Origin of the sequence: Tabrizicola oligotrophica, from assembly GCF_011008935.1 — a bacterium.
GTDB lineage: Bacteria > Pseudomonadota > Alphaproteobacteria > Rhodobacterales > Rhodobacteraceae > Tabrizicola_A > Tabrizicola_A oligotrophica.
The window spans coordinates 339,648-364,787 of sequence record NZ_JAAIVJ010000002.1; the positions used below are offsets into that span (position 1 = coordinate 339,648).

Genomic DNA, 25,140 nt, shown 5'->3' on the forward strand with positions numbered 1-25,140 from the left:
GTCATATGCAGATATAGACTGTTGCGGAGGAATGTCATGACTGATGCCGAAACTCTCGTGGCCGAAATCGAGGCGCTCGGACATCGGCTGGGGCAGGCGCGCGCCTCGGTGGCGCGGCGGTTCATTGGACAGGAAAAGGTGGTGGATCAAGTGCTTGCCGCCCTGCTGTGCGGTGGGCATGCGCTGTTGGTGGGCCTTCCGGGCCTTGGCAAGACCATGCTTGTTGACACTTTGTCGACCGTCATGGGCCTGAAATCCAACCGCATCCAGTTCACGCCCGATCTGATGCCGGCCGATATTCTGGGCTCCGAAGTTCTGGAAACCGCGACCGACGGCAGCCGCGCGTTCCGCTTTCTCGAAGGTCCAGTGTTCTGCCAGCTTCTGATGGCCGACGAGATCAACCGCGCCAGCCCGCGCACGCAGGCAGCGCTGTTGCAGGCGATGCAGGAAAAGGAAGTCACCATCGCCGGCCAGCATCGCCCGCTTGGCCGGCCGTTCCATGTGCTGGCCACGCAGAACCCGATTGAACAGGAAGGCACCTATCCGCTGCCCGAGGCGCAGCTTGACCGCTTTCTGTTGCAGGTCGATGTCGAATACCCGACCCGCGCGGCGGAACGCGATATCCTTCTGGCCACCACCGGCGCAGTCGAGGCGCAGTCGCATGCGGTGTTTGACGCCGCCAGCCTGATCGCGGCACAGGCCGTCATCCGGCGGATGCCGGTTGGCGACGCGGTGGTCGAGGCAATCCTTGATCTTGTGCGCGCCTGCCGTCCGGGGGAGCCCGAGGGTGCCGATCTGGCAGGCTCGCTCGCCTGGGGACCGGGGCCGCGCGCGGCGCAGGCGCTGATGCTGACGGTGCGGGCGCGGGCCCTGCTCGAGGGCCGTCTGGCGCCCTCCATTGCCGATGTTGCCGCCATGGCGCGGCCGGTTCTCGAACACCGCATGGCGCTGTCATTCGCCGCAAGGGCGCGGGGCGAAACGCTGACCGGTCTGATCGACCGCGTCACCGGCCGCACGTTGGGCCTCGAGGCTGCTGCTTGAGCCTTGCCGCCGATCCCCGCGCCTCGTTGCGCGCCGAGGCCGAGCTTCTCGGCCAATCCCTGCCCGCGCTGCTGGCCGAGGCGGAGATGCTGGCGCAGACGGTGATGCTGGGGGAACACGGCCGCAAGCGGGCGGGGCAGGGGGATGAATTCTGGCAGTACCGCGCCGCGCATGCCGGGGATTCGGCCCGCGCGATCGACTGGCGGCGTTCGGCGCGCGCCGACACGCCTTTCGTGCGGGAACGGGAATGGCAGGCGGCGCAATCGGTGACGCTTTGGGTTGATCCTTCGCGCTCCATGGCGTTCAGCGGCGAGAAATCCCGCCCCACCAAGGCCGACCGCGCCAGGTTGCTGGCGCTGGCCTTGGGCGTCCTGATGCTGAAGGGGGGCGAGCGGGTGGGGCTTGCGGGCCAACCGCCGCGCCCCGGGCGGGCACAGGTGGTGACGCTGGCCAACGGACTTGCCGACGGGGCAGAAGACTACGGGGTTCCCGATGCCACCGGCCTTGTGCCGCTTGGCCGAGCGGTCTTTTTGTCGGATTTTCTCGGGCCGCTGGAAGGCATCGAAACCGCGCTGGCCTATGCCGCCGATCGCGGTGTGCGGGGTGTGCTGGTGCAGCTTCTCGACCCGGCCGAGGAGGAGTTTCCGTTCTCCGGCCGCACGGTCTTTGAATCGATGGGCGGCAGTCTGCGCCACGAGACGCAAAGCGCCAACGCCCTGCGCGACCGCTATCTGGCACGGCTGGCCGAACGGAAGGACCGGCTGGCGACGCTCGCCCGTGCGGTGGGGTGGCACTATGCCTGTCACCACACCGGGCAGCCCGCGCAATCGGCGCTCTTGTGGGCCTATCAGGCGCTGGAGGGCGGCAGATGACATTCGGTCCGCTTGCCTTTGCCGCGCCGGGGCTGCTGTTGGCGCTGATTGCCCTGCCGATCCTGTGGCTTCTCTTGCGCGCCATTCCGCCGGCACCGATCCGCCGCCGCTTCCCGGCGGTGGCGCTGATGCTGGGCCTCACGGACGAGGACCGTCAGGCCGACAAGACTCCGTGGTGGCTTTTGCTGCTGCGCGCTCTGGCGATTGCGGCGGCGATCATCGGCTTTGCCGGGCCGGTGCTAAACCCGGATCCGCGCGACCCCGGAACCGGCCCGCTCTTGATCCTGCTCGACGGCGGCTGGGCCGATGCCCGCGACTGGCCGCGCACCCAGGCCCGCGCGCAGGCCGCGCTGGAGGAAGCTGCCCGCATGGGGCGCCCTGTCGCCGTGGCCCGGCTGACCGACGCGGCCCAGCCGATCACCTTCTCCAACCCGGCCGACTGGGCCGGGCGCCTCGCGGCGATGCAGCCCGCGCCCTATGCCCCTGCCTATGCGGGATGGGAAATGGCGCTGCCCGAGGGCGGGTTTGAAACGCTCTGGCTTGCGGACGGGCTGGACCACAAGGGCCGCGCCGATCTCGCCGCCGCCCTCGCTGCGCGGGGCCGCCTGACTGCCGCGCTCTCGCCGCGCCCGGCCTATGGCTTGCGCCCCGCCACGCTGGCCGAGGGCAAGATCACTCTCACCACCCTGCGCCTGGGCGTCCCTGAAAGCGCCGAACTTGACGTCACCGCCCATGGTCCCGACCCCGCCGGCATTGACCGCGAGTTGGGCCGGGCGCGCATGGTCTTTGCCCCCGGCGCGGATCAGGCGCAGGCGGTGCTGGAGGTTCCGCCGGAATTGCGCAACCGGATCAACCGCTTCTCGCTTCTGGGCCAGCGCACGGCGGGGGCGGTGGCCTTGACCGATGACAGCCTGAAGCGCCGCAAGATCGCGGTGATCGACAGTGGCGCCGACCGTGAGGGCCTGCAATTGCTTGCCCCAGGCCACTATCTGCGGCAGGCGCTTGTGCCGGTCGCCGACCTGCTCGATGGCACTCTGACCGACATTCTGCCCGCCAAGCCCGATGTCATCATCCTTGCCGATGTAGCGAAGCTGACGCAGGCCGAACAGGACGGCGTGCTGGACTGGCTCGACAGTGGTGGATTGTTGCTGCGCTTTGCCGGCCCCAGGCTGGCGGCAAGCGATGTGGCGCGCAGCGAGGAAGACCCGCTCTTGCCGGTGCGGTTGCGCGAAGGCGGGCGCTCGGTCGGCGGCACGATGAGCTGGGGCGAACCGAAACCGCTGGCGCCTTTTGCCGAAGGCAGCCCGTTTCATGGTCTGGTCATTCCGTCGGACGTGACCGTGACCGAACAGGTTCTGGCCCAGCCCGACCCCGATCTGGCCAGCCGCACCATCGCCGCCCTGGCCGATGGTACGCCCCTGGTCACCCGCAAGCCGGTTGGCGCCGGGCAAGTGGTGCTGGTGCATGTCACCGCCAATGCCGAATGGTCCTCGCTGCCGCTGTCGGGGCTTTTCATGCAGATGCTGGAACGGCTGGCCGTTTCGGCCCGGGTCGGTGGCGGCCTGGAAGGCGCGGTCGAGGGGCTGATCTGGTCGCCTGAGCGGATGGTTGACGGTTACGGCGATCTGGTCGAACCGGGCGATCTGGCCGGGGTGGAAGGCGAGGCGCTGGCCCTGGCGCTGCAAGACGGTCCCAGCGCGAAATCGCCGCCCGGCCTTTATCGGCATGAGGAGCGGCTGGTGGCGCTGAACACCCTGCCGCCGTCGGCCAGCTTCCGCCCGGCCATCTGGCCGGCGGGCACGCTGGTCGAGGGTTTGGGCGCGGCCCGGTCGCAGGCGCTGGGGGGCTGGCTTCTGGCGGCGGCGCTGGCCCTTCTGGCGCTGGACATCCTTGCCTCGGTGGTGGTCTCGGGCCGGATGCCGCGCCTGGGGCGGGCCGCGCTGGTGGTTCTGGCGTTGGCGCTGCCCACGCCCGAAGCGCAGGCCCAGACCCCCGACCCGGCAGCCGACGCGCGCGGGATCGAGGCGACGCGCGGGGTCGTGCTCGCTCATGTGCTGACCGGAAATGCCGAGATTGACGACACCGCCGCCGCAGGTCTGCGCGGACTGGGTGACCAGCTCTGGCTGCGCACCTCGGTCGAACCGGAGCCGCCGATGGGCGTCGATCTGGAGGAGGACGAACTGGCCTTCTTTCCCTTCCTTTACTGGCCGATCACCCCCGACCAGCCCGTCCCTTCGACGCGGGCCTATGCGAAGTTGAACGCCTTTCTGCGCACCGGCGGGATGATCCTGTTCGACACCCGCGATGCCGATATCGCCGGGATGGGGGGCGCCACGGCCGAGGGCGAGATGCTGCAACTTCTGGCATCCGGGCTGGACGTGCCGCCCCTTGACCTGATCCCCGAGGACCATGTGCTGACCCGCAGCTTTTACCTGCTGCAAGACTTTCCCGGTCGCCACAGATCAGCCGATCTCTGGGTCGAGGCCCCGCCGCCCGATGCGGGCGAATTGGAAGAGGGCATGGCGTTCCGCAACCTCAACGATGGCGTGACGCCGGTCATCATCGGCGGCAATGACTGGGCTTCGGCCTGGGCGATCGACGGCACGGGGGCGCCGCTTTATCCGGTCGGTCGGGGTCTTGCGGGTGAGGATCAGCGCGAGATGGCCTACCGGTTCGGCATCAACGTGGTGATGCATGTGCTGACCGGCAATTACAAATCCGATCAGGTGCATGTGCCGGCGCTTCTGGAAAGGCTGGGGCAATGAGCCGGAGCGTGATCTTCGATCCCCTCGTGCCGCTGCCGGTGCTGTGGGTTCTGGCGGCTGTCGCGGCGCTGATGCTGGGCTTTGCGATCTGGCGCGGCTTGCGCGGCTGGCCGTTGCGGGCGCTGGCCATGGCCGCGCTTGGGGTGGCGGTCCTGAACCCCTCGTTGCAGGAGGAAACCCGCAAGCCGTTGTCCGACATCATTCTGGCCGTCGTCGATGACAGCGCCAGCCAGCGCCTGTCGGACCGCCCGGCACAGACCGAGGCTGCCTTGGCCGAGCTGTCCCGGGCGGTCACGACGCTGGACAATACCGAACTTCGCGTCATCCGCTTTGCCGATGGCGAAAAGGACGCCGGATCGCTGGCGCTGACCGCGCTGGCCGAGGCGATGGCCGCCGAACCGCGGGCGCGCATCGCCGGGGCGGTGATTGTCACCGATGGGCAGGTGCATGATGCGGGCCTTGCCCCAAGCCTGCCTGCGCCGCTGCATGTGCTGCTGACCGGGCGCAAGACCGACTGGGACCGGCGTCTGGCCATCACCGATGCCCCGGCCTTTGCCATCATCGGCGAGGAATTCACCCTGAAACTGCGGATCGAGGATCAGGGCGCGGTGCCCCCCCTCGGGGCGGAGGCTGAGATCACCATCGCAGTTGACGCCGATGCGCCGGTCACTTTCTCGGTGCCGGTGAACACCGATCTGGAATTGCCGGTCACGCTGCCACATGGCGGGCAGAATGTGCTGCATTTCTCGGTCGCGTCGGTGGCAGGCGAGTTGACCGACCGCAACAACGCCTCCGTGGTGCAGATCAACGGCGTGCGGGACCGGCTGCGGGTTCTGTTGGTTTCGGGCGAGCCGCACGCGGGCGAGCGGGTCTGGCGCAATTTGCTGAAGTCGGATGCGGCGGTGGATCTGGTGCATTTCACCATCCTGCGCCCACCGGAAAAGCAGGATGGCGTGCCGGTGGACGAACTGGCGCTGATCGCCTTTCCGACCCGCGAGTTGTTCGTCGAGAAGATCGAGGAATTCGACCTCATCATCTTTGACCGCTACCGGATGCGCGGCATCCTGCCGCTGGAGTATCTCGACAATGTGGTGGCCTATGTCCGGGGCGGCGGCACGGTGCTGGTCGCCGCCGGGCCGGAATTCGGCGCGGTGGACAGTCTCTGGCGTTCGCCTTTGGCCGAAATCCTGCCGGTGTCGCCGACAGCGCAGGTGATCGAGGAGCCGTTCCGCCCGGCCCTGACCGATCTTGGCCGCCGCCATCCGGTGACGGAAGGCCTGGAGGCCATGGCCCCCGAAGGCGGTTGGGGCCGCTGGTTCCGGTTGGCCGAGGTGGAGCTTCTGCGCGGTCAGGTGGCGATGTCCGGCCCCGGCGACCGCCCCCTGCTGGTACTGGACCGGGTCGATCAGGGTCGGATTGCGGTGCTGGCCTCGGATCAGGCCTGGCTTTGGGGTCGGGGGTTCGAAGGCGGCGGGCCGCAGCTGGAACTGCTGAAGCGGCTGGCACACTGGATGCTGAAGGAACCGGAGCTGGAGGAAGAGGCGCTGATGGCGGGTGTCACCGGCGACGTGCTGCGCCTGACCCGCCGCACCATCAAGCCTGAGCCGCCGGGAGAGGTGACGATCACCGCGCCGGATGGGGCGGTGACGAAGCTGACCTTGCCCGAAGTTTCGCCCGGCCGGTTCCAGACCGACTGGCAGGCACCGATGGTCGGGCTTTATCGGCTGGCGCAGGATGACCTGACGCGGGTGGTGGCCGTCGGCCCCGCCGCCCCGCGCGAGTTTGTCGAGACGCTGGCCTCGCCCGTGCCCCTGCAACCGGTGGTCGATACCGTTCAGGGCGGCATTCTGCGGCTGGAGGACGGCTTCCCGGCCTTGCGCCCGGTGCGCGAAGGCCGCCCCGCTGCAGGGCGCGGCTGGCTGGGGTACACCCCGCGCGGGGCTTATGTGACCGAAGACCTGCGGGTGTCACCGCTGGTGCCGGCCTGGCTGCTGCTGGCGCTGGCGGCAGGGCTGGCCGTCGCCGCCTGGCTGGCTGAAGGGCGACGGAAGGCCTCCGTCACTTCGGCAAAGGCGGCCTGACGACCGCCCTTGCCGCGCACCTGTTCAGACGAATTCCGCGACGTCCATCTCGTCTTCTTCCGGCAGGGGGGCGTCCTCCGGGGCTTCGCCGATCAGCGTTGCGAATTGGCGGTAGAACTCGGCATCGTCGAGCTCGTCATCCGCGCTGTCTTCCTGCGGAACCGGGGTATTGGCCGCCGCTCCTGCGGCAGATGCCGCGTCATCGGTATCTTCGGCATGCCTTTCGTCAGCGTCATCGTCATCATCGTGGTCGTGATCGTCGTCATGCTCTTCGTTGATCGGCGTAAGCTCGCACTTGATCGAGCCTTCGGCGGTGCTGGTCGAGGTGGCACGCACCCCGATTTCCTCAAGCTCGTCAAGGCTGTCGATGTCCAGGGCAAAGGTGAAGGATTCGCCTTGCGACAGGAAGGTCGGCTTGTCAGCCCCCATCTTGCCCAGACCCGGCCGCGACAGTTCGACCGCCTGATCCCAATCAGTGTCGCTGCCGCCGTTCATGTTGAGCGAGCCGCCAAGGCTGGGGCTGCTGCCATCGTCAGTGCCGTCGCCGAAATAGATCGCGTTGAAATCGGCCGAGCCTTCATAGACGGTAAACTTGCCTTCGAAGGTGCCGTTCGGCAGTTCATAGGCCTTGAAGGTGAAGGTAAGTCCGTCCATCTGGCAATAGTACTCGGTGAAACAAGACGGCGGCGGTGGCGGAACATTTGTCATTGCGGGTCTCCTGAGAAAGGGTCTCCACGGCCCGGAGCGCCTGGCAGGCTGGCGATGCAAATGGGCCTGGATTGCGGCCAAGCTACCGTATTTTTGCCGTATTTTCGCCGTCTTGCGCCGAAACAGACTGTTTCCCGTTCAACCGGGACTGGTATCCGGATCAAAGCGATAGCCGAACCGCGCGATGTCCTCGGCGCAATCCTCGGCGATCAGGGCGGCGTCGCGATCGGAATAGAACAGCCGCCAGTCGCGCCCGCGTTCGCTTTCGTTGGAGCGCTTCAGGGGGGTGAGGCGAAAACCGAGATGGGTCTCCAGCGGCGCCAGATCGCTGTCGAGATGCTCCAGCCGCGCGAAAAGCCGGCAGCGGTCCTGCCCCGTGCGGTCGCGCAGATAGGCGGCGGCCGGCCAGAGGCGAAAGGCGGTGCGCGTCTGGGCGTGGTTGAGAAAACAGCTGAAATCCAAGGCCTTCGCCAGACCCACGGCAGGGTGGGCAAAGCCCTGGTCGCGCAGCCAGTGATAATAGCTGACCGCCCGGTCCCAGGGGTTGCGCACAAGGGTAAAGCAGAACATCGCGGCCAGATCGTCGGGGCCGAGAAGCCCGTCGATATCGGCCAGCGTCGAATGTTTCCACAGCCGCCCCGCAGCCTTCAGCCCCTTCACCCGCCCCCGCCGCGCCCGCGCCTTGGGGGTGTCGCCGATCAGGATATCGTCCTTCATCGCCCGGGCCTCCAGCGCCAGCGTCAGCGCGGTGCCGCCGGTCTTGGGGATGTGGACAAAGACGAACCGGCGGCCGGGGGAAATGATCATGTGCAGACCTGCGACGGAGTGTCGGGGGCCAGGGGGGCAGCCACCGGCGAGGGTGTCCGCGCCCGATTGACTGGCAGGGGCATGTCAAACGGCATTGGGCAGCGGCAGGCCGGCCGCGTGGGCGACAAGGTTCTCGACCGCCATCATCCCCATGGCGGTCCGTACCTCCAGCGCCGCCGTGCCGAGATGGGGCAGCAGTGTGACGTTCTCCATGGTCAGAAGGGCGGGGTGAATGTGCGGTTCGTGTTCGTAGACATCCAGCCCCGCACCTGCGATGCGTCCGTGTTGCAGCACATGGGCCAGGGCGGCCTCGTCCACCACGTCGCCGCGCGAGATGTTGATGAAGAGGCCGCCCGGTTTCATTTCGGCCAGACGCTCGGCGTTGATGAGGTGGCGGGTGCTGGCGCCCCCCGGTACTGCCGCCACCACGACATCGGCGGCCATGGCCTCGGTCAGGGAAACCGCGCGGGCGGGCAGGCCGGGTTCGGCGGGCGAGCGGTTGTAATAGGTGATCTCCATGCCAAAGCCGTGATGCGCGCGCCGGGCAATCGCCTTGCCGATCCGGCCCATGCCGATGATGCCAAGGGTCTTGCCGCTGACATGCAGGCCCAGCATTTGCGTCGGATGCCAGCCCTGCCATTTGCCGGCGCGCACCAGACGCTCGCCCTCACCCGCCCGCCGCGCGGTCATCAGGATCAGCGTCAGGGCGATGTCGGCGGTGGCGTCGGTCACGGCGCCGGGGGTATTGGTCACCTGCACCCCGGCGGCGCGGGCGGCCGCCACGTCGATGTGGTTGAAGCCGACGCCGAAATTTGCCAGCAGGCTGGCGCGGGGTTTCGGCACATCGGCAAAGACCTGCGCGGAATAGAGATCGCCCAGCGTCGGCAGCACGGCGTCGAAGTCGCGTAGGCTCGCGCGCAGGTCTTCCGCGGTCAGGGGCAGAGTGCTTTGCCGCGCGGTCACGTCAAACTGGCGGTGGGCGGCCTGCATCACGGCATCGGGCAGCGGGCGGGTGATGAGGAGTTTCATCAGAACAGCTTGCCTCCCAAGGGCACGTCATGGCCAGGGCCGATCAGAACCACCTCGCCGTGCTCATCCGGCAGGCCGAGGACCAGAACCTCGGACTTCACCTTGCCGATCTGGCGCGGCGGGAAGTTGACGACCGCCAGCACCTGCCGGCCGATCAGAGCCTCAAGCGCGTAGTGCCGGGTGATCTGCGCCGAGGAGCGTTTTTCGCCGATCCCGGGGCCGAAATCGACCCAGAGCTTGTAGGCCGGTTTGCGCGCTTCAGGGAAGGGCTCGGCGCGGGTGATGCGGCCGACGCGGATGTCCACCTTGGCGAAATCATCGTAGGTGATGGTTGCCGGGGTGGTGGTTTCGGCGGCGTCGGTCATTTGCCAAGCTCCCGTCCCCGGTCGGCGGCGGCCTTGATGGCGCGCTCAAGGAGTGGCGGGAAGCCCGTTTCGCCGTCCATCAGCACGGCCAGCGCGGCCGCCGTGGTGCCGCCCGGCGAGGTGACGTTGATGCGCAGCTGGCTGGCCGGTTCCGCCGAGCGGTGGGCCAGTTCCCCCGCGCCGCAGACCGTGGCGCGCGCAAGTTTCATGGCGACCTCGGGCGAAAGGCCCTCAGCCACGCCGCCCGCCGCCATCGCCTCGATCAGGTGAAAGACATAGGCCGGACCAGAGCCCGAAACCGCCGTCACCGCGTCGATCTGATGTTCGCCGTCCAGTTCCACCACCTCGCCCACCGCAGCCATCAGTTCGGCCGCCAAGGCGAGGCCCGCCGCGCCGGCATGGGCGTTGGCGCAGATCCCGGTGATGCCGCGCCCGACCATGGCCGGGGTGTTCGGCATGGTGCGCACGATCGGGGTGCGGTCGCCGAAGGCCGCTTCGAAACTGGCGATCGAGGTGCCGGCGGCGATGGAGACCATCAGCGTCGTGCCATTGCCAAGCGCCTGCAGTGCCGGCAGGGCGGCGCCCATCATCTGCGGCTTGACCGCCAGCAACGCCACCGCCGGGGCCGGCGGCAGGCCCGCGTTCAGATGCACACCGGTCGATTTCAGCCAGTCGGTCGGGTTCGGCTCCAAGACCCAGATCGACCCGGCAGGCAGACCGGCGTCCAGCCAGCCCGCCAGCAGCGCCGAGCCCATCTTGCCGCAGCCCAAAAGCACCAGCCCACGCTGGGCAACCTCATCCAATGCCATGGAATTCCCCCTGTTACGGGGCGCAGGTTAGGCCCGACCGTAAGCCTCGGCAATGGCGACTTTCATTGCGTCGGCCGGGCTGCGGTCGCCCCAGGCGGCAAGCTGGAACGCCGGGTAGAAGCGTTCGGCGGCCAGAACGGCCGAGGAAATCAGCCGGTCGATCTGTTCGGCCCCAACCAGCTGGCCCCCGGCAAGGCAGAGCCCGTAGCGCCAGACCATCAGTTTCTGCTCGGTCCAATAGGTGAAGGCGCCGGTCCAGACCATGTCGTTGCAGCGGTTCAGAACGTCATAGATCATCGGCAGACGGGCCTCGGGCGGCTCCATCTCGAAGGTGCAGATCAACCGCAGGGTTTCATCCTGTGCCGACCAGGCCAGTGTCAGCGAATAGGTCCGCCACTGGCCTTCGACCGCCATGGCGATCTGGTCATCGGTGACGCGGTCGAATTCCCAGTCGTGATGGGCGGCAAGATCCTCGACGATGTCGATCGGATGCAGATCATCCAGCGTGAGGAAATCTTCAGAAACCGACATGCCTGCCTCATCATGAAGCCCGGTTGGGGCGCACATCCCCTAGGGGCTGAGTGTCCGGCAAGGATCAGCGTTCGCCTGACATGACCCTTACTAGATATAGTGGGCGCAAGGCGGAAGCCTGTAAAGCAAATTCTGGCCAAATCTTCTGTGGATAAGGGAATTGCCCTGTGGATGGCTTGAAACCGGCAGGTCCGGGGGCTGGATCAGCGCTTTCGCGCCGGCGCCATGCGGTGCAGGATGCGGGTCATGCCGCGATGCCATGCCTCAAGCGCGCCGTCGCGGTCAAGGTCGGACAGCAGCTGTTCGGTGATGCCGCCCGGCGTGGTGACGCCCGCGTAGATGGTGTCAAGCGGCGCTTCGGATTGCAGCAGCACCTCGGCATTGCCGCGGAAGGTCTCGGCGACCAGGCGGCGCGCGGTTGTCGGGTCAAGCCCCTCGGCCTCGTACCAGGCCGCGAGGTGGCGCAGGAAATGCAGGCTCGCCCCCGACATCGCGCCGAACACCGCAGCGGTTTCGAACTGGTGCGGGTCGGGGATTTCGTGCGCCGGGCCGCAGGCGGTGAAAAAGCCGGCCCAGCCGGAATGGGCGGGATGCAAGAGCGTCGGCCCGGCGGCGAAGGCATTGGCATAGCCCGGCATCATCGAGACGGTGGCGCGGGCCGGGCCGATGGCCGCCTGCACCGCCGCCAGCGCCGCACCTGCCATGGCAGAGCAGACCTCTTGCCCGGCGCGGAAGGTCAGGCCGGCAAGGATTTCCAGCCCCTGCGCGGCGGGCAGGCAGACGAGGATATGGTCGCAGGCATCGACCACGGCCTGATTGCTGGCGGCGACCTCGCAGCCGTAGCGCCGGGCCAGCTCGGCGGCCTTGCCCGGGTTGCGCGGCGACAGCAGGAATTCATGCCCCGCCCCCTGCGCCCCTTGCACCAGATAGGCGGCGAGATGGCCGATGCCAAGAAGGCCGATCTTCACGGCATTTCCTCCAGCACTTCAGCCATGGCCGTTGCGGTGGCGGCAATGTCGGCCTCGGTATGGGCCACCGAGGACAGCGAATGCAGCGTGGCCGAGGGGTTCATGTAGATGCCCTTGTCCATCAGCCGCAGGGCGAAATCGCGGAACTTCACGCGGTCGACATGGGTGCAGAAATCGCGGTAGTCGGTGATCTCGCCCTTTTCGGTGAAGAAGATCTGGAACATCGAATTTACCCCCTGCACCACCAGACCATGGCGGTTCGAGTGTTTGGCAAGTTTGCGGATCTCGTCCGTCATCGCCTTGCCAAGGTTCTTGATCCGGCGGAAGCCGGCCTGATTGTCCTCCAGCATGGTTTCCAGCATCACCTTGGTCAGGTGCAGCGCCAGCCGCCCGGCGTTGTGGGTGCCGAAATGCAAGACCTTTCCCCATTCGAGACCGGCCATGATCTCGGCCCGCCCGCCGATCATCGCCATCGGCAGGCCGCCGCCCAAGGCCTTGCCATAGGTCACGATGTCGGGGCTGAGGCCGTAAAGCTCGGCCGCGCCGCCCGCCGCCAGCCGGAAGCCGGTGACGGTTTCGTCGAGATAGAACAGCGCGCCATGCTGGCGGCAGAGCTCCTGCATGCGGTTGAGGTAGCCCGGCTTCGGCGGAATGACCCCCATGTTCGACATTACACCTTCGGTCACGACACAGGCCGCCTCAGGCCCGTGCAGCGCCATCGCCCGCTCCAGCGCGTCGAAGTCGTTCCAGCGCACGACGATGGTGTCCTTCCACGCCTCCTCGGGGATGCCCGAACTGTCGGGAATGCGGATCGGGTCGTTCGGGTGGCCGAGCATGGTGGGCGGCAGCGGGTTGGTGTTGATCAGAACCGCATCCCACCAGCCGTGGTAATGGCCTTCGAACTTGATGATCTTCCTGCGCCCGGTATGGCCGCGGGCAAGGCGGAAGGCGGCCATCGCCGCCTCGGTCCCGGTATTGGCGAAGCGCACCTTGTCGACATGGGGCAGAAGGGCGACCAGCATTTCGGCCACCTCGACCTCGACCTCCAGCGCGGTGGCGAAATGGGTGCCGCGGGCGACCTCACGGGTGATGGTCTCCACCACCTTGGGGTGGGCATGACCAAGGGGCAGCGCGCCGAAGGCCATCATCCAGTCGATGTAGTCGCGCCCGTCCACATCATAAAGCCGGGCGCCCTGCCCGTGGGACATGTAGCGCGGCGCCCCGCCAAAGGTGGCCGGCCCGCGCGAGGCCGAGGAGACGCCCTCGACCAGCACCTTCAGGCCGCGGTCGAACAGGGATTGCGAAGTATTGGCCATGGCTGAAGTCCTGATATGATTGACAACGCAATGTTCGTATAGGAACATCATGCTGTCAATAGTGCAGGATCGGAACATGACTATCGCGGAAAGACCCCGGCAGGAACAGGCCCATGCTGCACTGGCAGGGCGGCTGCGCCGGTGGCGCGATGCGCGTGGCTGGAACCAGCAGGATCTGGCGGATCGTGCGGGGGTGGCCCGGTCGACCCTGTCGAAGATCGAGAACGGCCTGTTGTCGCCGACCTTCGAAGTGCTGCTGAAACTCGCCCGCGGCTTTGGGGTGGAGCTTTCCGATCTGGTGCAAAGCGAGACGCCGGCGCTGTCGGGGCGGATGGTGGTCGAGCGCGCCTCGGCGGGGCGAGAGGACATCAGCTATCCCAACAACCGGCTCTGGCCGCTGGCCGCCACACTGAAGGGCCGCCCGTTCCAGTCGGCGCTGGTGGAGTTCACCCAAACCGACCTTGCCGCCTTCGGGCCGTGGAACAGCCATGCGACCGACGATCTGCTCATGGTGCTGTCGGGCCAGTTGGCCTTTCATTCCGAAGGCTATGAAACCGCCGTCCTGACCCCCGGCGATACAGTGCATTTCGATGGCAACATGCCGCATGCCTGCCTGAGCGCCGGCCCGCAGCCCTGCCGCTGCCTGTATGTCTGGGCCGAGAAATGAAGGAGAGGTGGGCAGATTGCCCACCCTACGCGGTGTTCACCAGCATCAGCGCGGCGCGGCGGAAGGTGGCATTCAACTGGGCGCGGATGGCGTCCTCCACCCCCACATCTCCCATCGCCTTGTCCATCACCGCCAGCCAATCCTCGGCATCAACCTTGCGGATCTCCACATGGGCGTGGATCTCGCGCAGGTTCATGTGGCCGTGGCGTTCGTGGTAGTAGCGCCGCCCGCCGAAGAAGCCGCAAAGGAATTCGAACTGCGCGGGGCGGACATGCGAGAGGCCGTGGCCCTGAAGGTGCATGTTCATGATCGCCTGCCCCTGCGGCAGGGTTTCGATCAGGTCGTAGAAATGGTCCACCAGAAGGTGAACCTTCTCCTCGCCGCCAATGCGTTCGATCATCGGCTCCATCGTGGCACCTCAGCTTTGCGGACGGGTCTTTTTCGGGTCGTAATGCGACAAGGGCACGATCACCGCCGGCAGCCGTTTTTGCTGGCCATCGAGCTTGCCGACTTCCAGCGCGGTTCCGACGGCGGCATGCGCCACATCCACCCGCGCCAGCGCGATGTTCTTGCCCAGAAGCGGCGAGCGCATCGACGAGGTGACAACCCCCACTTGCGCCCGGCCAATGTGCAGGCAGTCGCCATGGCCAACATCGACATTGGCGTCGATGTCCAGTCCGACGAACTTGTGCAGCGGATTGTCCTTGCGCCGGATCAGTGCCTCACGGCCGATGAAATCGTCGGGTTTGGTCTTCAAGGGCACGGTAAAGCCGATGCCGGCCTCGAACGGGTCGGTCTGGTCGGAGAAGTCATAGCCGGCAAAGATCAGCCCGGCCTCGATCCGCACCATGTCCAGCGCGGCAAGGCCCATGGGCCGCAAGCCCTGATCGGCACCGTTCTCCCAGACCGCATCGTAAACCGCCGTGCCGTCCTTGGGGTGGCAGAAGATTTCAAAACCCAGCTCGCCGGTATAGCCGGTGCGCGACACCACCACCGGCGCGCCGTTCGGCCCGCCGATGCGGCCAACCGTCAGGCGGAACCAGCCGAGTTCCTCGATGGTGGGCTGGTGCGGCGCGGTCCAGATCATGCGCTTCATGATCTCGCGCGAATTCGGCCCCTGCACCGCCAGATTGTGCAACTGGTCGGTTGACGAGCGCACCATCACCTTCAGCCCCAGCTTTTCCGCCTGCTCGCGCAGCCAGACGCCGGAATAGTCGTCGCCGCCAATCCAGCGGAACTGGTCCTTGCCCAGACGGAACACCGTGCCGTCGTCGATCATGCCGCCATGTTCGTAGCACATGGCAGAATAGACCACCTGACCGACGCTGAGTTTCTTCATGTCGCGCGTCAGGCACCATTGCAGCAGCGCCTCGGCATCCGGGCCGGTCACCTCGAACTTGCGCAGGGGCGACAGGTCCAGCACCACGGCCTTTTCGCGGCAGGCCCAGTATTCCTCGATCGCGCCGTTCGACGAATAGGTGTTCGGCAGCCAGTAGCCCTTGTATTCGACCATATTGCGGGTCTTGGCCGAAATGGGCGCGTGGAAGGCGGTTTCCTTGGTCATCTTCGGCTCTGACTCCGGCGTGGGGCGATAGGCGATGGAACGGCTGAAGGGCTCAGTGCCCGAATAGGTGCGGACGTGGATATCGCTGAGATACCAGCCATTTGCCGGGCTGGTATCGTCGGGGCAGGCGGAATTGACGCAGACGATATCGGTCAGCGCCCGCATCAGCACATAATCGCCGGGGCGGCTCCAGGGCTCGTCCGAGATCAGCACGCCATGGGCGTCGATGTTGGTGTTGAAAAACAGGTTCACTGCCATCCAGCCGGGCCGGGGATCGACCCCGTGCTTGGCCAAAGCGCCGTTGAAGTTATCCGAGCAGTTGGCATGACCGGGATAGCCGATGTCATCATAGTATTTCGAGGCGCAGGCCATGGCGAAGGCGTCATGGCGACCGACGGTATCCTGCACCACCTCGACCAGCGGCACCCAATCCTGATCATAGTATTTCGAATGCAGGCCGGGCATCGAATAGGCATGGCCCATCAGCGTGCGGCTGGTGGTCACGTCCAGCGCGTGCTGGATGCCGCGGTCCAGCTTGCGGGCGTCAAAGCACTGGAAATCGGTGCATTGCCGGCCTTCGACATCAAGGATCTGGATGTAATCGCCGGCCTTGACGAAATAGCTTTCGGCGGTGGCCGATTTCACCCGCAGGTCAAGGATCGGATCGGCCAGCGGATCGGGCAGGTCGAACTTGCCGATCTCGCGCGGCTTGGCGCGGTGCAGATGCAGCGTGATCGGTGTCGCGGTGTCCTGCGCGTCGGGGCTCATCGGCAGTCCGGGCGCGGCGAGGATCAGCCAGCCGTCGTCCAGCGCTGTCAGCTCGGCGCGCGCGCCGGGGCCGGTGTCGGGCGCAAAAACCCGGATCGCTCCGGCGCGGGTCAGGTCGATTCCCTTGGCCGCGATGCCGCGGCGCAGGCGCGCCAGCCCCTCACCTGCCACGTCGCCAAGGGCGAGCATCGCCTTCAGCCCCTCGGCCCCGGAATTCGAGGCCTGCCCGAGAATGGCCGCGTCGATCCGGCCATCCGAGGCGGTGGCAATCAGTTCGGCGATTTGCCCGCCTTCGTCATTCACCAGGCTCAGCCTGTCGCCCGCGCCGAGCCGCAGCATCAAGGCTGCGCCACCGGGGATCACATGCCGCTCACGTCCGTGGTGGCGTTCCAGATCGCGCGGTGTCAGGATCCGCGAAGGCCGCGGTGGCCCGGGAAAGACATTGGGGTAAGGGGTGTCGAGCATCGGTGTCCCTTGCGATAAGTTTTAATGAGGTTAAAACTTGTTCATTGAGAAGAATAACAACGGAAAATCCATGGCACAAGCAAGACCTTTCTTCAGGGGTGCAAAATGCTGGCGCTGATCTGTGGATTGACGGCGGCTTGCGCCTGGGCGGTGCATGACCTCCTGGTGCGGAAAATCGGGCAGGAAACGGCAGTCTTGCCGATGATGCTGGTGGTTCTGGCGTCGGGAAGCGGGGTGCTGGTCGCTCCGGCGCTGATCTGGGGCGACTGGGAGCTGATGACCGGCCCGGCGCTGTGGAACGCGGTTGGCGCAGGGTTTGCCTATGCACTGGGTATGGGCGGGCTTTATCGCGCCTTCAGCATGGCCCCGGTGCGGCTGGTGGCACCGATTCTCGGCGCCTTTCCGATGATCTCGCTGGGCTTTGCCGCGCTGGGCGGCAAGGTGGTGACGGGGGCGGAAATCGCCGCGGTGCTGGCCATTGTCGGGGGCATCGCCTTTGTCGCGATGACCTCGCGCGAGGGGCATCAGGGGGCGGCCCGCCCGGGACAGGCGATCCTGTGGGCGCTGGTGGGCGCGGTCGGTTTTGCAACCACCTTCTGGTTCGCGCAAGAAGCGGCGCGGCTTGGCGGAGAACTGCCGGCGATTCTCTTGCCGAGGGTGATCGCGGTGGGGCTGATCGGCCTTCTCGCCCTTGCCACCCGCGCACCGGTTCGACTCTTGGGCAGCACAACCCGGACGCTGGTCATGATGGGGTGTCTCGATGCTTTGGCGCTTGGACTGGTCACAGCCGCGGCACGGCTTCCGAACCCGGAATACGCGGCGATTTCGTCGTCGCTGTTCGGGGTGCTGACCATCCTTCTGGCGCGCTGGGTGTTGCAGGAAAAGGTGGCGCCGCTGCAATGGGCCGGGATTGCGACCGTCTTTGGCGGCATCGCGGTGCTTTCCGCGCAAGGCTAGCGGGGGGAGGCAGCCTGCCATCTTGCAGGCCATCCCGGTCTGCGCGTCCGGGCGTGGCAAGCTTGTAACGCAACGGCACTGTCCATGTGCCTTGCTAGAAACCGTGTTTCCTGCTAGTGAAATTTGTCGTAGTATTTTGCCCTATGGTTTCAGAGGCCCGTCATGGAAGATCTCCCCGACTCCGGCACCCTGCCGCGCACCAAGCCTGCCTTCGATCAGGACCCGCACCGCGTTCGCGAAATCACCGAGCGCAATCTTGAGGCAGCGATCGGCCGCGAGGTGCGGAACTTCCGCCGCCAGCAGGGCATGACGGTGGCGGATCTGGCCAATATCACCGGCCTGTCGATCGGTATGCTGTCGAAGATCGAAAACGGCAACACCTCGCCCAGTCTGACGACGTTGCAGGTCTTGTCTCATGCGTTTTCGGTGCCGGTGACGGCGTTCTTCCGCAGCTATGAAGAACGCCGCGAGGCGCAGCATGTGCGGGCGGGCGAGCATATCGAGATCGAGCGCCGCGGCACGCGGTCGGGGCATCAATACAACCTGCTTGGGCATATCGGGTCGAATTCGTCGGGCGTGGTGGTGGAACCCTATATCATCACCCTGACAACCGAGAGCGACACTTTCCCGGCCTTCCAGCATGAGGGGCTGGAGCTGCTTTACATGCTGGAGGGCGAGGTGGATTACCGGCATGGCGACCAGATCTACAGCCTGAAGCCCGGCGACAGCCTGTTCTTCGACGCCGACGCACCGCATGGGCCGGAAGGGCTGGTCAAGCTGCCGGCGCGCTACCTGTCGGTGATTTCCTATCCGCAGGGGTGAGGCGGATCAGAAAACAGTCCAGTGGACTGTTTTCCCGCCGAACGCCCGAGCACGCCTGCGAGGGCCGGCCAACTCCTCGTCGCATTTCATGCCCTCGTCGTGGGGGCGTCCGAGGAGGGTTGAAAACCCGACGAGGATCACTTCGCGCCGTGGTCCCAGACCGCGCGACGGATGCGCGCGGTCTTGTAGGCGTCCAGCATCGCCAAGGCCCAGACGAACAGCCCGCCCGCGACCTTGCCGACGAACGAAACCTCCGGCGCTGCTGTCTTCAGGGTGAAGGCACCCAGAAGCAGGATGAAGAACACGAAGGTCAGCCCGCGCAACGGCTGACGGTTCATGATCTGACCCATGCCAGGCAGGACGGTGGCGATGGCCAGCACGAGGTGCGGGTTTGGGGGGGCTTTGGTCATTTGGCCTCGGTCAGGGTCTGGTGGATCGCGCGCAGGGCATCGAGCAACGGAAGCAGGCGATCTTTTGGCAGCGGGGTCTTGCCGACCTCAAGATCGCGGAAAATCAGGTAGCGCCCGCGCTCGGCCTCATCGGCCAGAATCACCAGCCGCAGGCCTTTGGGCGAAATCACCAGTTCTTTCACCTTGGGGTCGGCGAAGAGGCGCAGATGCGGGGCGATCAGGTCAAGGTCGGGCACGGCGGCGGCATTGTCGCTGCGGATGCCCGTGCCTTCGGGCAGGGTGGCCGGGCAAGGCAGCGCCTGTGGCAGACGGGCAAAATGGGAAAACGGCTCGTTTCCGGTGGGTCGCGCCATGATGTCGAGTGTGGCCTGAACCGGCAGGGGCGTGGGCAATGTCACCATGACCCAGAGCGCGGGCAGCTTGCGAAAGGTCAGGCTGTCGGGAATTGCCTGCAGGTCAAAGGCGTCACTGCCGAGATGCGCGGTCATCCGGGGAAAGCCGGTAGGCTCGACACGCCTGGCAATGTGGTCAAAGGCTGGGGCCAGCGCGTCGAAGTAGCCCGCCCGCGCGGCTTTGCGGGCCTTAGCGGCCTGCCAGGTCGCCCAGGCCAGCCAAAAGGCCGTGGCCCCGAGGGCGGCTACGAAAAGGGAAAGCGGGGTCATCAGGGTCTTTCATGAAACTGGCCCGGCCGAGGATCGGACGGGCCAGCGCTGTTGGTCAAGGGCTGGTCAATAGCCCTGCGGCTTCGGCCAGGGCATGGTGAACTGCGCCCCGCGGTCGACATAGCGATAGCGGCGGAAGTGGAACCACAGGCTGACCACGATGTAGAAGCCGATCATCGCGACGAGCTGCGTGCCATAGCCGAGGAACACCGCGAAGAAGGTGATGCCGCAGAGCGTCAGCAGCACGATGGCCGGCAGCGGGTGGAACGGATGTTCATAGCCGCGCTTGATGCTGCCCATCGGCCACTTCTTGCGGAAGAGGATGATGTTCAGCGGCATGAAGGTGTATTCCAGAAGCCCCGACAGGATCGAGAAGGTGATGACCTGATCCAGGGGGGCGCCAAGGGCGAAGATCAGGGCGATCGGAACAAGGAAGATGATCGCACGGTAGGGGGTGCGGTACTTGGGATGCACGGCGCCGAACCAGGCCGGCAGGTACTTGTCGCGCCCCATGGCGAACCAGGCGCGGGAGGCGTCGTTGATGCAGCCGTTGGCGCTGGCGAGGGTGGCGAACAGCGTGCCGAAGCCAAGGAACCAGATCAGCGCATTCGAGCCGGAGAGCCGGGCGGTGTCGAAGAGCGGCGCGACCGAGCCGTTCACGCCATCACCAAGGAACTCCCACGGCAGCACACCCGAGCAGATATACCAGGTGAGCGTCGCGGCAATGAGCAGGGTCATGATGCCGGCCAGCGTGCCAAAGGGCAGCGCGCGGGCGGGTGAGCGGACCTCTTCGGCGGCCTGGGTGGTGCCCTCGATGCCGAGGTAATACCACAGGCCGAAGTGCATCGAGGCCAGAACCCCGATCCAGCCATAGGGCAGCTCATGGCCTTCGAAGAGCGCCGCGTGCTGCATGATGCCGCCGCCGAGGATGCCGGAGGTCGACAGGAACAGCATGATGATCGCGGCAAAGGCAATGGCGGTGATGACCAGGTTGAAGGTCAGTGTCGCCAGCACCCCCCGGTAGTTCAGCCAGGCCAGGAACATGATGACGAGGATGATGAAGGGTCGCTGGTCCAGCTCGCCTGTGTAGCCTGTCATCGTCGCCACCACCGAGATCAGATAGCCCGCGGTGATGGCGTTGGCCGCCTCGAGCATGGTGTAGGCAAAGACGAGGTAGAGCCCGACGTTGAACGCCATCAGCGGGCCGACGATATGCTTGGCCTGGGTATACTGGCCCCCGGCGGCGGCAACGGTAGAGGTGACCTCCGAATCGATCATGGCCACGCAGGTGTAAAGGATGCCGGCGAACCAGCACGCGATCAGCGCCGCATAGGCCCCGCCTTTGCCGACGGCAAAGTTCCAGCCCATGTATTCGCCGACGAGAACGATGCCGACGCCCAGAGCCCAGACGTGCGCCGGGCCAAGAACGCGCAACAGTCCGACCTTGGTGCCATGTGGCCCCATGCCGTCGCGCTCGCCCGAGGTGATGTCAAAATCTGCCATGATGCCTCCTTATCCCTTGTGGGATTCTTCGGTCATGGCCTCAAGCTCGCCTTCGCGCGAGGAGGTCAGGACATCTTCGGAATAGGTGCTGTCGATCTTGAGCCAGTCCACCACCAGAAAAAGGCCGAACAGGGCGGAAAGCCCCCAGGCCGCGTATTCGATGTAGTTCCAGGTTTCCATCGCAGCCCCCTATTTGCCGCCGAATTTCTCGGAGATCACTTCGCGATATTCGCTCTCCGAGAATTTCAGCATCAGCCAGTAATAGGCGACGATGACCACGATCATCACGATCAGCGCGCCGGCGGTAAAGCTGTAGTCGAACCGCGACAGAATCAGGTCATGCGCGGTTTCCGGGGTATAACCCAGGGCTTCGTACTGGGCGGCCTGCACCGTGTTCTGGCCAAGGGCTTCCCAGGTGGGGGCCTCGACCGGGGTGGCGACCGACTTTGACGATCCGGCAAGGTTGAGCCACAGCGGCACGAAAAGCGCGCCGACGGTCAGCGCGACCAGCACGACCACGTCGATCAGCTGGCTGAACTTGCCCTGTTTCGGGGGGACATAATGCGCCATCACGACCTCCCCTTGGCTTCGTCAAGGAACTTGATGTCGAGGCCATACATGAAGTCGCGGTCCTCGCGGTAATGGCGCAGCATGGCCAGGATGGCGGCGGTGTTGAACAGCAAGACCACCGCGCCCGCAGCCAGCAGCAGCGTGCGGGCCGTGCCCGAAGGCGCGAGGTTCCAGGTGGCAAGTGCGACGAAGATGATTGCGAACCAAAGGCCGATGACGAACGCCCATGCCACCATGACATCGCGTTTGTGCATCGCCTCAATCCGTTGATTAAGGTCTGACACGTTTCCCTCCCTAGGCCCTTTTCCGCTGCCGGATCAGGCGGGGCCACGACGCCGTTTTTCTGTCCGGCAAATTTGTTTTCTCAAAGGAAAACCGGGGGCGACCTTCTGTCAAGGAAAACCTGCCCGCTTTCGGGCGGGGTGATCGATTTTCCGTCACGTGAAAAAAAGTTTCTTCACAGTTGAAATGCAAAATCTTCGGTGCTAGCGTCATCGGTAACGATAACCAAGGAGGCGAATCCATGTGCGGAATCGTTGGGTTGTTCCTGAAGGACCCCAAGCTTGAACCCCAACTCGGGGCAATGCTGACCGATATGCTCATCACCATGACCGACCGCGGCCCTGACTCGGCCGGGATCGCGATCTATTCCTCGGCCGGCAAGGGCCTTGGCAAGATCACGGTGCAGTCGGCCAACCCGGACGCCGATTTCGAGAATCTCGACGGCGATCTGAAAGAGGCCATCGGTGCACCAGTCGCCATGCTGGTGAAATCCACCCATGCCGTGATGGAAGTGCCGCTGGGCCAGCTTGAAGCGGCCCGCTCGGCGCTGACCCATCTGCGGCCCTCGCTCAAGATCATGTCCTCGGGCGAAAACATCGAGATCTTCAAGGAGGTCGGCCTGCCGAAAGACGTGGCGGCCCGCTTTGAGGTGTCGAAGATGGGCGGCACCCACGGCATCGGGCACACCCGCATGGCCACCGAATCTGCCGTGACCACCATGGGCGCGCACCCGTTCTCGACCGGCTCGGACCAGTGCCTTGTCCACAACGGCAGCCTGTCGAACCACAACGGCGTGCGGCGCGAGCTGCGCCGTCTGGGCATGACTTTCGAGACGGAAAACGACACCGAGGTTGGCGCGGCCTTCATCAGCCACAAGCTGCAGACCGGCGAGAGCCTCGGCAACGCGCTGGAAGCGACGCTGACCGATCTCGACGGCTTCTTCACCTTTGTCGTCGGCACCCATAACGGCTTTGGCGTGGTACGGGACCCGATCGCCTGCAAGCCCGCCGTCATGGCCGAAACCGATCAATACGTGGCCTTCGGGTCGGAATACCGCGCGCTGGTCAACCTGCCGGGCATCGAGGACGCCCGCGTCTGGGAGCCGGAGCCCGCCACCGTCTACTTCTGGGAGCGTTGAGGAATGCAGACTTTCGACTTGGGTAAAGAGGGGCTGCGTGCGCTGAACTCGTCCCTTCACGCGCTGAAGGGACAGACCAACATGACCGCCTGGGAGGTGGTGAACCCCAAGGGTGCGCATGCGATCGCCGCCGGGGTGGATGCCGATGTGGACATCACCGTGCGCGGCTCGACCGGCTATTACTGCGCCGGCATGAACAAGCTGGCGACGATCCGCATCAAGGGCTCGGCCGGACCGGGCGTGGCCGAAAACATGATGTCGGGCACCGTCATCATCGACGGCAATGCCAGCCAGTATGCCGGTGCCACCGGGCGCGGCGGTCTCTTGGTGGTCAAGGGCAATGCCTCCAGCCGCTGCGGCGTGTCGATGAAGGGCATCGACATCGTGGTGCATGGCTCCATTGGCCACATGTCGGCCTTCATGGCGCAGTCGGGCAACCTTGTGGTGCTGGGCGACGCTGGCGACGCGCTGGGCGACAGCCTGTATGAAGCGCGCCTCTTTGTGCGCGGTTCGGTGAAAAGCCTGGGCGCCGACTGCATCGAAAAGGAAATGCGCCCCGAACATTACGCCATCCTTGAAGACCTCTTGAAGCGGGGCGAAGCCGATCACCTGGCCAAGCCGCGAGAGTTCAAGCGCTACGGCTCGGCCCGCAAGCTTTACAACTTCAATATCGACAACGCGTCGGCATACTGAGGCAAGACATGAGCGATTTTCCCCATACCCCGCCGCGCTACTCGGCCACTTTCACCCCGGCCATCAACGCGGAAATCCGCCGCGCGGCTGCCTCGGGCATCTATGACATCCGCGGCGGCGGCACCAAGCGCCACCTGCCGCATTTCGATGATCTCCTGTTCCTTGGCGCCTCGATCAGCCGCTATCCGCTGGAAGGCTACCGCGAGAAATGCGCCACCGATGTCTGGCTTGGCACCCGCTTTGCGAAAAAGCCGATCCATCTTGATATCCCGGTGACGATTGCCGGCATGTCCTTTGGCGCGCTTTCCGGCCCGGCGAAAGAGGCCCTGGGCCGTGGCGCAAGTGCCGCCGGCACCTCGACCACCACCGGCGACGGCGGCATGACCGAGGAAGAGCGCGGGCATTCGCAGACACTGGTCTATCAATACCTGCCCAGCCGTTACGGCATGAACCCCGACGACCTGCGCCGCGCGGATGCGATCGAGGTCGTGGTCGGCCAGGGTGCCAAGCCCGGCGGCGGCGGCATGCTTCTGGGTCAGAAAATCTCGGACCGCGTGGCGATGATGCGCAACCTGCCCAAGGGCATCGACCAGCGCTCGGCCTGCCGTCACCCAGACTGGACCGGCCCCGATGATCTGGAAATCAAGATCATGGAGATCCGCGAGATCACCGATTGGGAAAAGCCGATCTACGTCAAGGTCGGCGGCGCGCGTCCCTATTACGACACCGCTCTGGCGGTGAAAGCCGGCGCTGACGTTGTGGTGCTGGATGGCATGCAGGGCGGCACCGCTGCAACGCAGGATGTGTTCATCGAGCATGTCGGCATGCCGATCCTCGCCTGCATCCCGCTGGCGGTGAAGGCGCTACAAGACCTTGGCATGCATCGCAAGGTGCAGCTGATTGTCTCGGGTGGCATCCGCACTGGGGCCGACGTGGCCAAGGCCATGGCGCTGGGCGCTGACGCGGTGGCGATCGGCACGGCGGCGCTGGTGGCGCTGGGCGACAACGACCCGAAATGGGAAGGCGAATACCAGAAGCTGCAAACCACGGCCGACGCCTATGACGACTGGCACGAAGGCAAGGATCCGGCCGGGATCACCACCCAGGACCCGGAGCTGTTCAAGCGCTTCGACCCGATCCTTGGCGGTCGTCGTCTGAAGAACTACCTCAAGGTGATGACGCTGGAGGCGCAGACCATCGCGCGGGCCTGCGGCAAGAACCACCTGCACAATCTGGAGCCGGAAGACCTGTGCTCGCTGACCATCGAGGCGGCGGCCATGGCGGGCGTGCCTCTGGCGGGCACCAGCTGGATCCCGGGGCGGAACGGCGGCTACTAAGCCGCCCCCC

Annotated in this window: 26 protein-coding genes; 10 read left to right on the plus strand and 16 right to left on the minus strand. The window is 65.7% G+C overall.

Features of this window, described 5'->3' with window-relative positions:
• Nucleotides 1–36: 36 nt before the first annotated feature.
• Genes G4Z14_RS05725 through G4Z14_RS05740 form a run of 4 tightly spaced genes read left to right on the plus strand, consistent with a single transcriptional unit; the run spans nucleotide 37 to nucleotide 6,759 of the window.
• Nucleotides 37–1,041, plus strand: coding sequence for an AAA family ATPase (locus G4Z14_RS05725; RefSeq protein ID WP_164623825.1), 1,005 nt, complete (start codon nucleotides 37–39; stop codon nucleotides 1,039–1,041).
• A complete protein-coding gene (locus G4Z14_RS05730) occupies nucleotides 1,038–1,913 on the plus strand; it encodes a DUF58 domain-containing protein (RefSeq protein WP_227751550.1) in 876 nt (291 codons plus the stop codon). The genes G4Z14_RS05725 and G4Z14_RS05730 overlap by 4 nt, the downstream gene beginning before the upstream one ends.
• Nucleotides 1,910–4,678, plus strand: coding sequence for a DUF4159 domain-containing protein (locus tag G4Z14_RS05735; protein WP_164623826.1), 2,769 nt, complete (start codon nucleotides 1,910–1,912; stop codon nucleotides 4,676–4,678). Before G4Z14_RS05730 ends, G4Z14_RS05735 begins: the two co-directional genes overlap by 4 nt.
• Nucleotides 4,675–6,759 (plus strand): hypothetical protein, encoded by a 2,085-nt coding sequence (locus G4Z14_RS05740; RefSeq protein WP_164623827.1) that lies wholly within the window; start codon nucleotides 4,675–4,677, stop codon nucleotides 6,757–6,759. The genes G4Z14_RS05735 and G4Z14_RS05740 overlap by 4 nt, the downstream gene beginning before the upstream one ends.
• A gap of 24 nt (nucleotides 6,760–6,783) precedes the next feature.
• Here G4Z14_RS05740 and G4Z14_RS05745 read toward each other — a convergent pair whose 3' ends face one another.
• From G4Z14_RS05745 to G4Z14_RS05780, 8 genes are all read right to left on the minus strand, one after another.
• Nucleotides 6,784–7,413: a hypothetical protein gene (locus G4Z14_RS05745; RefSeq protein WP_164623828.1), complete on the minus strand. Its 630-nt coding sequence runs from the start codon at nucleotides 7,411–7,413 to the stop codon at nucleotides 6,784–6,786.
• Between the two features lie 192 nt (nucleotides 7,414–7,605).
• Nucleotides 7,606–8,274, minus strand: coding sequence for a sulfotransferase family 2 domain-containing protein (locus tag G4Z14_RS05750; protein ID WP_164623829.1), 669 nt, complete (start codon nucleotides 8,272–8,274; stop codon nucleotides 7,606–7,608).
• Between the two features lie 84 nt (nucleotides 8,275–8,358).
• Entirely contained in the window at nucleotides 8,359–9,303 is a 945-nt protein-coding gene (locus G4Z14_RS05755; RefSeq protein ID WP_164623830.1) for a 2-hydroxyacid dehydrogenase, read from the minus strand.
• Nucleotides 9,303–9,668, minus strand: a complete 366-nt coding sequence (locus G4Z14_RS05760) for a tRNA-binding protein (protein WP_164623831.1) — start codon at nucleotides 9,666–9,668, stop codon at nucleotides 9,303–9,305. Before G4Z14_RS05760 ends, G4Z14_RS05755 begins: the two co-directional genes overlap by 1 nt.
• Entirely contained in the window at nucleotides 9,665–10,477 is an 813-nt protein-coding gene (proC, locus tag G4Z14_RS05765; RefSeq protein ID WP_164623832.1) for a pyrroline-5-carboxylate reductase, read from the minus strand. Before proC ends, G4Z14_RS05760 begins: the two co-directional genes overlap by 4 nt.
• Before the next feature lie 27 nt (nucleotides 10,478–10,504).
• Entirely contained in the window at nucleotides 10,505–11,008 is a 504-nt protein-coding gene (locus tag G4Z14_RS05770; protein WP_164623833.1) for a type III secretion system chaperone family protein, read from the minus strand.
• A gap of 203 nt (nucleotides 11,009–11,211) precedes the next feature.
• Nucleotides 11,212–11,976 (minus strand): pyrroline-5-carboxylate reductase dimerization domain-containing protein, encoded by a 765-nt coding sequence (locus G4Z14_RS19150; RefSeq protein WP_164623834.1) that lies wholly within the window; start codon nucleotides 11,974–11,976, stop codon nucleotides 11,212–11,214.
• The gene (locus tag G4Z14_RS05780) at nucleotides 11,973–13,292 is read right to left on the minus strand and encodes an aspartate aminotransferase family protein (RefSeq protein WP_164623835.1); all 1,320 of its coding nucleotides are present in this window, start codon (nucleotides 13,290–13,292) and stop codon (nucleotides 11,973–11,975) included. Before G4Z14_RS05780 ends, G4Z14_RS19150 begins: the two co-directional genes overlap by 4 nt.
• Before the next feature lie 76 nt (nucleotides 13,293–13,368).
• Between G4Z14_RS05780 and G4Z14_RS05785 the strand changes: the two genes are divergently transcribed.
• Nucleotides 13,369–13,959 carry a helix-turn-helix domain-containing protein gene (locus G4Z14_RS05785; protein WP_164623836.1) on the plus strand — a complete coding sequence of 197 codons (591 nt, stop codon included), beginning with the start codon at nucleotides 13,369–13,371 and terminating at the stop codon, nucleotides 13,957–13,959.
• A gap of 25 nt (nucleotides 13,960–13,984) precedes the next feature.
• Here the strand turns inward: G4Z14_RS05785 and G4Z14_RS05790 are convergent, their stop codons facing one another.
• Nucleotides 13,985–14,359: a group II truncated hemoglobin gene (locus G4Z14_RS05790; RefSeq protein WP_227751551.1), complete on the minus strand. Its 375-nt coding sequence runs from the start codon at nucleotides 14,357–14,359 to the stop codon at nucleotides 13,985–13,987.
• An 18-nt stretch (nucleotides 14,360–14,377) separates the two neighbouring features.
• Nucleotides 14,378–16,756 carry a DUF1989 domain-containing protein gene (locus tag G4Z14_RS05795; protein ID WP_164623838.1) on the minus strand — a complete coding sequence of 793 codons (2,379 nt, stop codon included), beginning with the start codon at nucleotides 16,754–16,756 and terminating at the stop codon, nucleotides 14,378–14,380.
• 105 nt (nucleotides 16,757–16,861) lie between these two features.
• On the opposite strand from G4Z14_RS05795, the gene G4Z14_RS05800 reads away from it, so the two are divergent.
• On the plus strand, nucleotides 16,862–17,713 hold the full coding sequence (locus G4Z14_RS05800) for a DMT family transporter (RefSeq protein ID WP_164623839.1): 852 nt from the start codon (nucleotides 16,862–16,864) through the stop codon (nucleotides 17,711–17,713).
• A 162-nt stretch (nucleotides 17,714–17,875) separates the two neighbouring features.
• Nucleotides 17,876–18,535: a helix-turn-helix domain-containing protein gene (locus G4Z14_RS05805; RefSeq protein ID WP_164623840.1), complete on the plus strand. Its 660-nt coding sequence runs from the start codon at nucleotides 17,876–17,878 to the stop codon at nucleotides 18,533–18,535.
• A gap of 137 nt (nucleotides 18,536–18,672) precedes the next feature.
• On the opposite strand, the gene G4Z14_RS05810 is transcribed toward G4Z14_RS05805, so the two are convergent.
• The 6 genes from G4Z14_RS05810 to G4Z14_RS05835 form a co-directional block, all read right to left on the minus strand.
• Nucleotides 18,673–18,945, minus strand: coding sequence for a hypothetical protein (locus tag G4Z14_RS05810; RefSeq protein ID WP_164623841.1), 273 nt, complete (start codon nucleotides 18,943–18,945; stop codon nucleotides 18,673–18,675).
• Nucleotides 18,942–19,607, minus strand: a complete 666-nt coding sequence (locus G4Z14_RS05815) for a hypothetical protein (protein ID WP_164623842.1) — start codon at nucleotides 19,605–19,607, stop codon at nucleotides 18,942–18,944. The genes G4Z14_RS05810 and G4Z14_RS05815 overlap by 4 nt, the downstream gene beginning before the upstream one ends.
• Nucleotides 19,608–19,673: 66 nt before the next feature.
• Nucleotides 19,674–21,110, minus strand: coding sequence for an APC family permease (locus G4Z14_RS05820; protein ID WP_227751552.1), 1,437 nt, complete (start codon nucleotides 21,108–21,110; stop codon nucleotides 19,674–19,676).
• 9 nt (nucleotides 21,111–21,119) lie between these two features.
• On the minus strand, nucleotides 21,120–21,290 hold the full coding sequence (locus tag G4Z14_RS05825; RefSeq protein WP_164623843.1) for a hypothetical protein: 171 nt from the start codon (nucleotides 21,288–21,290) through the stop codon (nucleotides 21,120–21,122).
• A gap of 9 nt (nucleotides 21,291–21,299) precedes the next feature.
• Nucleotides 21,300–21,680 (minus strand): hypothetical protein, encoded by a 381-nt coding sequence (locus G4Z14_RS05830; protein WP_164623844.1) that lies wholly within the window; start codon nucleotides 21,678–21,680, stop codon nucleotides 21,300–21,302.
• Nucleotides 21,680–21,934, minus strand: a complete 255-nt coding sequence (locus tag G4Z14_RS05835) for a hypothetical protein (protein WP_227751553.1) — start codon at nucleotides 21,932–21,934, stop codon at nucleotides 21,680–21,682. The genes G4Z14_RS05830 and G4Z14_RS05835 overlap by 1 nt, the downstream gene beginning before the upstream one ends.
• A gap of 269 nt (nucleotides 21,935–22,203) precedes the next feature.
• Here G4Z14_RS05835 and G4Z14_RS05840 point away from each other — a divergent pair, with 269 nt between their 5' ends.
• From G4Z14_RS05840 to G4Z14_RS05850, 3 genes are read left to right on the plus strand one after another with little or no spacing between them, the layout of a single operon-like run.
• Nucleotides 22,204–23,100: a class II glutamine amidotransferase gene (locus G4Z14_RS05840; protein ID WP_164623846.1), complete on the plus strand. Its 897-nt coding sequence runs from the start codon at nucleotides 22,204–22,206 to the stop codon at nucleotides 23,098–23,100.
• Nucleotides 23,101–23,103: 3 nt separating this feature from the next.
• On the plus strand, nucleotides 23,104–23,793 hold the full coding sequence (locus G4Z14_RS05845; RefSeq protein ID WP_164623847.1) for a GltB/FmdC/FwdC-like GXGXG domain-containing protein: 690 nt from the start codon (nucleotides 23,104–23,106) through the stop codon (nucleotides 23,791–23,793).
• 8 nt (nucleotides 23,794–23,801) lie between these two features.
• Entirely contained in the window at nucleotides 23,802–25,130 is a 1,329-nt protein-coding gene (locus tag G4Z14_RS05850) for an FMN-binding glutamate synthase family protein (protein WP_164623848.1), read from the plus strand.
• Nucleotides 25,131–25,140: the final 10 nt, after the last annotated feature.